This is a genomic window from Nitratidesulfovibrio sp. 1201_IL3209 (assembly GCF_036763125.1).
Taxonomy (GTDB): Bacteria; Desulfobacterota; Desulfovibrionia; order Desulfovibrionales; family Desulfovibrionaceae; genus Cupidesulfovibrio.
Map to the genome: position 1 here is coordinate 25,696 of NZ_JBAIYT010000042.1, position 8,526 is coordinate 34,221.

6 protein-coding genes and 1 pseudogene are annotated in these 8,526 nt (G+C 68.1%); 2 read left to right on the forward strand and 5 right to left on the reverse strand.

Features of this window, described 5'->3' with window-relative positions; all coding sequences use genetic code 11:
* Positions 1 to 133: 133 nt before the first annotated feature.
* From mnmG to V6B97_RS15490, 4 genes are all read right to left on the reverse strand, one after another.
* Positions 134 to 2,023: a tRNA uridine-5-carboxymethylaminomethyl(34) synthesis enzyme MnmG gene (gene mnmG / locus V6B97_RS15475; protein WP_333507428.1), complete on the reverse strand. Its 1,890-nt coding sequence runs from the start codon at positions 2,021 to 2,023 to the stop codon at positions 134 to 136.
* A gap of 70 nt (positions 2,024 to 2,093) precedes the next feature.
* Entirely contained in the window at positions 2,094 to 3,323 is a 1,230-nt protein-coding gene (locus V6B97_RS15480) for a M20 family metallo-hydrolase (protein WP_333507420.1), read from the reverse strand.
* A gap of 165 nt (positions 3,324 to 3,488) precedes the next feature.
* On the reverse strand, positions 3,489 to 3,764 hold the full coding sequence (locus V6B97_RS15485; protein WP_333507421.1) for a PxxKW family cysteine-rich protein: 276 nt from the start codon (positions 3,762 to 3,764) through the stop codon (positions 3,489 to 3,491).
* Between the two features lie 239 nt (positions 3,765 to 4,003).
* Positions 4,004 to 5,326 carry an amidohydrolase family protein gene (locus tag V6B97_RS15490; protein ID WP_333507422.1) on the reverse strand — a complete coding sequence of 441 codons (1,323 nt, stop codon included), beginning with the start codon at positions 5,324 to 5,326 and terminating at the stop codon, positions 4,004 to 4,006.
* Between the two features lie 139 nt (positions 5,327 to 5,465).
* On the opposite strand from V6B97_RS15490, the gene V6B97_RS15495 reads away from it, so the two are divergent.
* Positions 5,466 to 6,212, forward strand: coding sequence for an alpha/beta hydrolase (locus tag V6B97_RS15495; protein WP_333507424.1), 747 nt, complete (start codon positions 5,466 to 5,468; stop codon positions 6,210 to 6,212).
* 394 nt (positions 6,213 to 6,606) lie between these two features.
* Positions 6,607 to 8,130, forward strand: a complete 1,524-nt coding sequence (locus tag V6B97_RS15500; protein ID WP_333507426.1) for a glutamate synthase-related protein — start codon at positions 6,607 to 6,609, stop codon at positions 8,128 to 8,130.
* A gap of 277 nt (positions 8,131 to 8,407) precedes the next feature.
* Here V6B97_RS15500 and V6B97_RS15505 read toward each other — a convergent pair.
* A pseudogene (locus V6B97_RS15505) lies at positions 8,408 to 8,526 on the reverse strand (IS1595 family transposase); the annotation flags it as partial.

Sequence of the window (8,526 nt, forward strand, 5' to 3'; positions counted from 1 at the left end):
ACGCGCGGCAGGCTGGGTGCGAAGCTGGACGGACGCACCCTGCACGGTAGCGCCAAACGGCTTCTGCCGCAACAGGCGGGACGTCAGGGCGGGATGTCAGGGGGGACGTCGGGCGGTGCATCCGGGCGGCGTGCTACCCCTGGCCCCGTTCCAGCTTGCGCAAGTGGATTTCGATGCAGGTCAGCGCGGCCGGGGTGACCCCGGAAATGCGCGATGCCTGGCCCATGGTGCGCGGCCGGACGCGGGTCAGCTTTTCCACGATCTCGCGGCTCAGCCCGGCCACCACGCCGTAGTCCAGGCCGTCGGGCAGGGGCAGGGATTCCTGCCGGGCGGCGCGCTCCACCAGTTCTTCCTGCCGGGCCAGGTATCCGGAATAGCGGAGGATGGTTTCCGCCTCTTCGCATACCTCCGGCGCGTAGTCCGTGGCTTCGGGCCAGAAGGGGCGCAGCCGTTCCAGCGACATGGAGGGGCGGCGCAGCAGGTCGGCCAGCGACACGGCGCGGGTGGGCACGGCCTCGCCAAGGTCGGCGAAGGTGGCGCGGGTGGCGGCGTCGGGCGTCACCCGCCGCTGTTCAAGTTGCGTCATGAGGTCGGCCAGGGCGTCGTGGCGGGCGCGGAACACGGCCCAGTGGCCGTCGTCCACGAGGCCGAGGTCGCGGCCCAGGGGGGTCAGCCGGGCGTCGGCGTTGTTCTCGCGCAGCAGCAGGCGGTGCTCCGCCCGCGAGGTGAACATGCGGTACGGCTCGCGCGTGCCCTTGGTGACCAGGTCGTCCACCAGCACGGCCATGTAGGCCGCGTCGCGCCCCGGCAGGAACGGCGGCAGCCCGCGCAGCGCGCACGAGGCGTTCAGCGCGGCCCACAGGCCCTGCGCCGCCGCCTCCTCGTATCCGGATGTCCCGTTGATCTGCCCGGCCAGGTACAGGCCCGGCAGCGCCTTGGTCTCCAGTGTGGGGTGCAGTTGGATGGGGTCGGCGTAGTCGTATTCGATGGCGTAGCCGGGGCGCACGATCTGGGCGTTTTCCAGGCCCGGAATGGTGGCGATCATGGCCTTCTGCACGTCCAGCGGCAGGCTGGTGGGAATGCCGTTGGGGTAGCATTCCGGGCTGGTCAGCCCTTCCGGCTCCACGAAGATCTGGTGGCGTTCCCGGTCGGGGAAGCGGGCCACCTTGTCCTCGATGGACGGGCAGTAGCGCGCCCCGGTGCCGGTGATGACGCCCGTGAACATGGGCGAACGGTCGAAGCCGGAACGGATGGCCGCGTGGGTGCGCTCGTTGGTCCAGGTCATGTGGCAGGGCACCTGGGGCAGGCGCACGCCGGGGCCGCGAAAGCTGAACGGGCGCGGCGGTTCGTCGCCGGGCTGCTCTTCCATGACCGAGAAGTCGATGCTGGCCCGCAACAGGCGCGGGGTGGTGCCGGTCTTGAGACGGCCAAGCTCAAGGCCATGGGCGCGCAGCGAGGCGGAAAGCCCCACGGCCGGGGCGTCGCCCAGCCTGCCGCCGGGAAAGTTGGTGAGCCCCACGTGGATCAGCCCGCACAGGAAGGTGCCGGTGGTCAGCAGCACCGTGCGGGCGCGGAATTCCTGCCCCAGGCCGGTGCGCACCCCGGCGGCGCGGCCGTGTTCAGCCAGGATGGCTTCCGCCGTGTCCTGCCAGACCCACAGGTTGTCCTGCGCGAAGATGTCGCGCCGCACCGCGTGCAGGTAGGCGTCGCGGTCGATCTGGGCGCGGGAGGCCCGCACGGCCGGGCCCTTGCTGACGTTCAGGGTGCGGAACTGGATGCCCGCCTCGTCGGCCCACAGGCCCATCATGCCGCCCAGCGCGTCGATTTCCTTGACCATGTGCCCCTTGGCCAGCCCGCCGATGGCCGGGTTGCACGACAGGTGCCCGATGCGGTCGGCGTTGCTGGTCAGCAGCAGGGTGGGGTGGCCCAGGCGCGCGCTGGCCATGGCCGCCTCGCACCCGGCATGCCCGGCGCCGACCACGATGCAGTCGAACAGTTGGGGAAACGGGGCCTTGCGGGGCATGAGGGGTGCGGACATGTGCGGTACCGTGGATGTGGGGTGCCAAGGGCGGGGCGGGGCGTTGCGCGCCCGGCTACTTTTCGCCCTCGAACAGCATGGTGACGATGACCTTGGCGTCGCCGATGTTGCACGAGACGCGCGTGGCCTCGTTGGGCACGTGGGCGTTGGGCACCAGTTTGGACCACACGGCGGCGGAAAGGCCCATGCGCCGCACGATGGCGGCCACGGTGCCCCCGCCGATGCCCGCGGGCCGCGCGGTGACGCCGTACACGTCCCGGATGGCCGCGCGCAGCCGGGTGACCACCTCCGCGTCGGGGCTGGTGGGCGGGGCGGCCTGCTCGCGCAGGATCTCGGAAATGGCGATGGACACGCCATGCTCGCGCTCCACCTCGTCGGCCAGCCCGCGCACCGCCGCCACCACCTCGTCCAGATCGTAGCGGGGCAGCACGCGGCAGTCCACGTAGAACACGTCCGAGCCGGGCACGGTGTTCACGTTGGGCACGTTGGCCTCTTTCTTGGTGGGCACGAAGGTGGAGGTGGCCGGGTTGAACAGCGGGTCCGCGTCGGGGAAGCGCCCGTTCAGGTGGCGGATGCGCAGGATGAGCGCGGCGGCGGCCGCAAGGGAGTTCACCCCCTCGTCGGGGGTGGAGGCGTGGCACTGCTTGCCGGTGACGGCGATGCGCAGCCAGAGCATGCTCTTTTCCGCCACCTCGATCATGGAACCATCGCTGTCGCCGAAGTCGGGCACCACGATGAGGTCGTCGGGCCGGAACAGGTCGGGCCGCACGGCGGCCACGTGGGCCATGCCGCGCGCGTTGCCGGTTTCCTCGTCGGCCACGAAGGCCAGGCCCAGCGAAAGGTCGGGGGTGATGCCTTGTTCCAGCAGTTCGCGCGCCACCAGCAGGCCGGAGACGATGGCCTGCTGGTTGTCCTCCACGCCGCGGCCGAACAGCACGTCGCCGTCCACGCGCAGGGTCCACGGGTCGCCGTCCCACAGGGCCGGGTCGCCGGGGGGCACCACGTCCATGTGGGCCAGCACCCACACCGTGCGCGGAGACGCACCGGGCACGCGGGCGATGATGTTGGGGCGGTGTCCGCAGGGTACGCGGGGGTCGGGGGCGTCGATCTGCTCGATGTCCGTCACGCCCATGGCGCGCAGGTGGGCGAGCAGCCAGTCCGCTTTTTCGCGCTCGCCTTCGCCGCCGTTTTCCGGCCCCAGGGCCACGCGGCGGGTCAGTTCGCGCTGCAATTCGATGACGGCGTCGCGGCGGGCGTCGAGTGCGGAAATGATGCGGTGCGGCATGCGGCAAACCCCGTGCGCGTGGCGCGTGGCGCCCGCAGCCGCACGAAGCGGCCCGGCCGCCGAGTCAGGATGGCCCCGCCGGGCATGACCGGAACCGGCGCGCGGCGGAGAAAAAAAGAAAGGGCGAGGTTGCCCGCGCCCTTTCCCGTGCTGTCGAGGTAGGGACTAGCGGCCCTTGGCGGCGCGCTTGGACGCCTTGAGGGGGTTGACCTTGGCGGCCGCGGCGGTCTGCGACTTGATGTGCGTGGCGAAGTTGCACTTGCCGCCAACCCACTTGCGCTCGGGCATGGGGTAGCTGCTGCAGAACTTTTCTTCCTCGAACACGCGAACGCGATCACAGCCTTCGCACTGTTCGACGATGGGCTTGAGGGCGATGCCGTTCATCACCACGCCGTCGGCCGTCTTGGTGGCACCAGCAAGGACGTTGCTCGTTGCGCTCATCTCGAAATCCTCCGTCGCGCGCGAAGCGCGTTTGTTCTTTCAGAAAGCAGGTTCCAATTATCCAGTTTGCCCGGTTTGTCAACAAAAAGGATTATGTTGATAGAGCAAAACAATCCAGGATAATCCACGGAAATCACAATAAAAAACAATATATTATATCAAAATAGCTCAAAAGAAATTCCATAGGAATAACGCTGGCTGGATTATTTTGAAGGGCTTCCCGCGCTCGAAAAGGCAGGCTACCTGCCCAGCTTGTCCAGCACCCAGCGGCGCACGTCGCGCATCTGGGCCAGCAGGGCGGGGTAGTCGAAGCGGGTGAACCGTCCGTCCTGATAGAGCACTTCGCCCGCTACCATGGTCAGGCGCACCTCGTGCCCGGTGGCGGCGTACACCAGGTGCGAGACGGGGTTGTACATGGGTTGCAGGTTGGGGGCGGAAAGGTCCAGCGCGGTAAGGTCGGCCGGGCAGCTGGGGGCAAGCTGGCCAAGGCCCGGCCAGTGCAGGGCCGCCGCGCCGCCCAGGGTGGCCATGTCCAGCACGGCCTGGGCCGGGGCGCAGGTGGGGTCCATGCACCGCAGCTTGTGCAGCATGGCGCAGCTGGTCATTTCCGTGAACATGTTCAGGCTGTTGTTGCTGGCCGCGCCGTCGGTGCCGATGCCCACGGCGATGCCCCGCGCCAGCATCTGCGGCACCGGGGCCGCGCCGGAGGCCAGCTTCATGTTGCTTTCCGGGTTGTGGGCCACCGCCGCCCCGGTGGACGCCAGCAGGTCGATCTCCGCCCCGGTCAGGTCCACGGCGTGGGCCACGGTGGCGCGCGGGGTCAGCAGGCCGAGGCCGTGGCAGTACGGCACGGGCCGCTGGCCGAACATTTCCACGCACTGGGCGGTTTCGGTGGTGGTTTCCGCCAGGTGGATGTGCAGGGGCAGGTCCAGTTCTTCGGCCAGGGCCATGCACCGTTGCAGCAGTTCCGGCGAGGTGGTGTACACCGCGTGCGGGGTGACGCACTGGCGGATGCGCGGGCTGCGGCGCCAGCGTTCGTGCAGTTCGCGCACCAGGGCCAGGCCCGCGTCGGCGTCGGGGTAGGCGGGCGAGGGAAAGCCGAAGATGCCCTCGCCGCCCAGGCAGCGCAGGCCCGCCGTGTCCACGGCGCGGTAGGTGGCGTCCTGGATCAGGTACATGTCGTTGAAGGCCGTGGTGCCGGTGCGCAGCATTTCGGCGCAGCCCAGCAACGCCCCCGCTTCCACGATGTCGGGCGTGAGGTGCTTTTCCACGGGAAAGATGTGCTGCGTCAGCCATTCCATCAGCGGCAGGTCGTCGGCCACGCCGCGCAGGAAGGTCATGGCCGCGTGGGTGTGCGCGTTGACGAGGCCGGGCATGACCAGCGCATCGCCCAGGTCCAGCACCCGCGCCGGGGCGTGGGCGGCGGCCACGGCCTCGCGCGGGCCCACGGCGAGTATGGTGCCGTCGGCCACGGCCAGCGCCCCGTCCTCGACGACGGTGCGCAAGGCGTCTTGTGTAACGATGCAGGCGGCCTGTATGAGGATATCACAGGGGCGGGTCATGATGACTCCTTGGGGGGCTCCTTGGGTGTGCGCCGCGTGGCGAAGCGTGGTGGCCGGGCGACGGATCGAATGTCCAGATAATATAGGGCATGGCGTGCGGCAAGCGTGCGTCATGCGCAAGAAACGCCAGGGAGGAAAGATGCGCGTGGGATGTCTGCTGGTGCACGGGTTCACGGGTGCGCCCTTCGAGATGGAGCCGCTGGCCGGGCCGCTGCGGGACCTGGGCTGCGTGGTGCGCAACATCCGCCTGCCGGGGCACGACACCTCGTTCGAGGACTTCCGGCGCACCGTGTTCGCCGACTGGGTGGCCCACGCGGAAGACGAATACCGCGCGCTGGAGCGCGAGGTGGACGCGGTGGTGCCCATCGGGCTTTCCATGGGCGGCACCATCGCCCTGCACCTGGCCCAGCTGTTCCGGCCGCTGGGCGTGGTGGCCCTGGCCGCGCCCATGTACGTGTACCGCATCATTCCGTGGCGCATGAAGGACTGGCGGCTGCCGCTGGTGGGGCTGCTGCGCCACGTGCGGCCGGTGTGGCCCTCCGCCCCGCGCAGCGAGGCGGCGCGCGCCGTGGCCCCGTGGCGCGGCTACGAGGAGGCCACGGCCCTGCCGCAGTTGCACAGCCTCATCGTGGGCGCGGCCGGGGTGCGCCGGGGGCTGGCCCGGGTGACGGCCCCGGTGCTGGTCATGCAGGCGCGGGGCGACGCCACGGTGCACTACTCCAACGCCCTGCACATCGCGGCCCATGTGGCCTCGCCCGACGTGACCCTGAAGCTGTTCGACATCACGGACATGCGCGCCGGGCACCACGTCATCACGACGCATGTGGAATGCCGCGACCGGGTGAGCGGGGCGGTGCGCGACTTCGTGCGCGAACTTTTTTCTTGATACAAAAATGTTATTTTTTGCGATTTTGGTCGGTTTTCACAAAAAGCATAATTTCACAAGCTAATATTCCGCAACAATTACATAGTTTCAGCTGGTCAGGTGATCAGTATCGTCTCCTGAAGATGCTGGGATTGACGATTTTGCACGGAATCGTTAATTCTCGGTCATGCCGGACGCTCCGGGGGGATCGCGCTGCCGCATTCCCTGCCTCCTGCCGCCCGTGCTGTCAGGCCCTGTTGTGTCCTGTCGTGTCCTGTCATGTGCTGCCTGTCCCGCCTTCCGCCTTGTTGCCAGGCACACCGGACACGCACGCGGAAACGTGCTATGCAGGAGACGACCCGGACCACCGTTCCCGGCAGTTTTTCCACAGGTTCGCCAAGCCGAGGTTACCAGCGTGCATGTGAAGCCCATCAGCCAGCATTTCAACGACTTCGTCATCGAGCGCGAGCGCGCCCGGTGCATCAACTGTGAGGTCTGCGTGCGCCAGTGTTCGTACGAGGCCCACTTCTGGGACGAGGCGCGCCAGTTCGTGGTGCATGACAGCGCCCGCTGCGTGGGCTGCCACCGCTGCGCGGCCATGTGCCCCACCAGTTGCCTGACCATCCGCAAGAAGCCGTCGGACTTCCGCGACAACGCCCTGTGGACGTCCACGTACATCAAGCACATCTTCAAGCAGGCCGACACCGGCGGGGTGCTGCTGTCCGGCATGGGCAACCCGCAGCCCAAGCCCATCTACTGGGACAACATGCTGCTGGACGCCAGCCAGGTGACCAATCCCTCCATCGACCCGCTACGCGAGCCCATGGAACTGCGCACCTTCCTGGGGGCCAAGCCCGATGCCGTGGACTTCGTCCACACCCCCGAAGGCCCCCGCCTCAAGCAGCCCCTGCCGCCGCAACTGCAACTGGAATATCCCATCATGTTCGCGGCCATGTCGTTCGGGGCCATCAACTTCAACCTGCACGTGGCCATGGCCCGCGCCGCCACCGAACTGGGCATCTGCTACAACACCGGCGAGGGCGGCCTGCACCCGGACCTGTACCAGTACGGGGCCAACACCATCGTGCAGGTGGCCTCCGGCCGGTTCGGCGTGCACAAGGACTACCTGAACGCCGGGGCCGCCGTGGAGATCAAGGTGGGGCAGGGCGCCAAGCCGGGCATCGGCGGGCACCTGCCGGGCGAGAAGATCGACGAGGAAGTCTCGCGCACCCGCATGGTGCCGCAGGGCTCCGACGCCATCTCGCCCGCGCCGCACCACGACATCTATTCCATAGAAGACCTGCTCCAGCTCATCTGCGCCATCAAGGAGTCCACCAGGTACCGGGTGCCCGTGGCCGTGAAGATCGCGGCGGTGCACAACGCCCCGGCCATCGCGTCCGGCATCGTGCGCGCCGGGGCGGACATGGTGGTCATCGACGGTTTCCGGGGCGGCACCGGCGCGGCCCCCACCATGATCCGCGACAACGTGGGCATTCCCATCGAACTGGCCCTGGCCTCGGTGGACAACCGCCTGCGCGACGAAGGCATCCGCAACCACGCCTCGCTGGTGGTGGCCGGGGGCGTGCGGTGCAGCGCCGACGTGGTCAAGGCCATCGCCCTGGGCGCCGACGCCGTGTACATCGGCACCGCCGCGCTGGTGGCCGTGGGCTGCACCCTGTGCGGCCGCTGCTACACCGGCAAGTGCCCGTGGGGCATCGCCACCAACGCCGCGCAACTGAAAAAGCGCCAGAACCCGGACGTGGCCGCGCAGCGCATGGCCAACCTGGTCCGGGCCTGGGGCCACGAAATCCAGGAAATGCTGGGCGGCATGGGGCTGAACTCCATCGAAAGCCTGCGCGGCAACCGCGACAAGCTGCGGGGCGTGGGGTTGAACGAGGTGGAGCTGAACGTCCTAGGCATCAAGCACGCCGGTCTTTAATTTTGGCCAGCGGTCCGGTCTTTCGCCCTCCGGCTGCGTCGGACTTCGCCGTGGTCTCCGGTCACGCACGAGAAGAGTACGCTCCCGTCGCCACGGCTCGGCCTCCTTGCCGGAGAACGAAATCCCTGTCCCTGGGTCGCGGTAGCTCCGGGCGGGTAAAGACAGAGTGCTGACGCTGCCCCACGCTGCGCCCCGCCGGAGTTGTGCCGGGTGCGGCGAGATGAAAAGCTAAAGAAGAACTTGAAGCCAGTGTAGCCCACTGACATTATGGAAGGCTCTAGACCATCAGGTCTTTGTTTTTTGCTACCAGCCGTTTCATTTCGGCAATGAGTTGGGGCAGGGGCTTGTTGTAGCGCCATTCACATTCTTTGAGGTGTAATTCGAAGTTCCTCTTCA

Bases quoted from the DNA above. Each gene is read 5' to 3' on its own strand.
- mnmG (WP_333507428.1), bottom strand. From the start codon at position 2,023: ATGCCCCGCAAGGCCCCGTTTCCCCAACTGTTCGACTGCATCGTGGTC.
- V6B97_RS15480 (WP_333507420.1), bottom strand. From the start codon at position 3,323: ATGCCGCACCGCATCATTTCCGCACTCGACGCCCGCCGCGACGCCGTC.
- V6B97_RS15485 (WP_333507421.1), bottom strand. From the start codon at position 3,764: ATGAGCGCAACGAGCAACGTCCTTGCTGGTGCCACCAAGACGGCCGAC.
- V6B97_RS15490 (WP_333507422.1), bottom strand. From the start codon at position 5,326: ATGACCCGCCCCTGTGATATCCTCATACAGGCCGCCTGCATCGTTACA.
- V6B97_RS15495 (WP_333507424.1), top strand. From the start codon at position 5,466: ATGCGCGTGGGATGTCTGCTGGTGCACGGGTTCACGGGTGCGCCCTTC.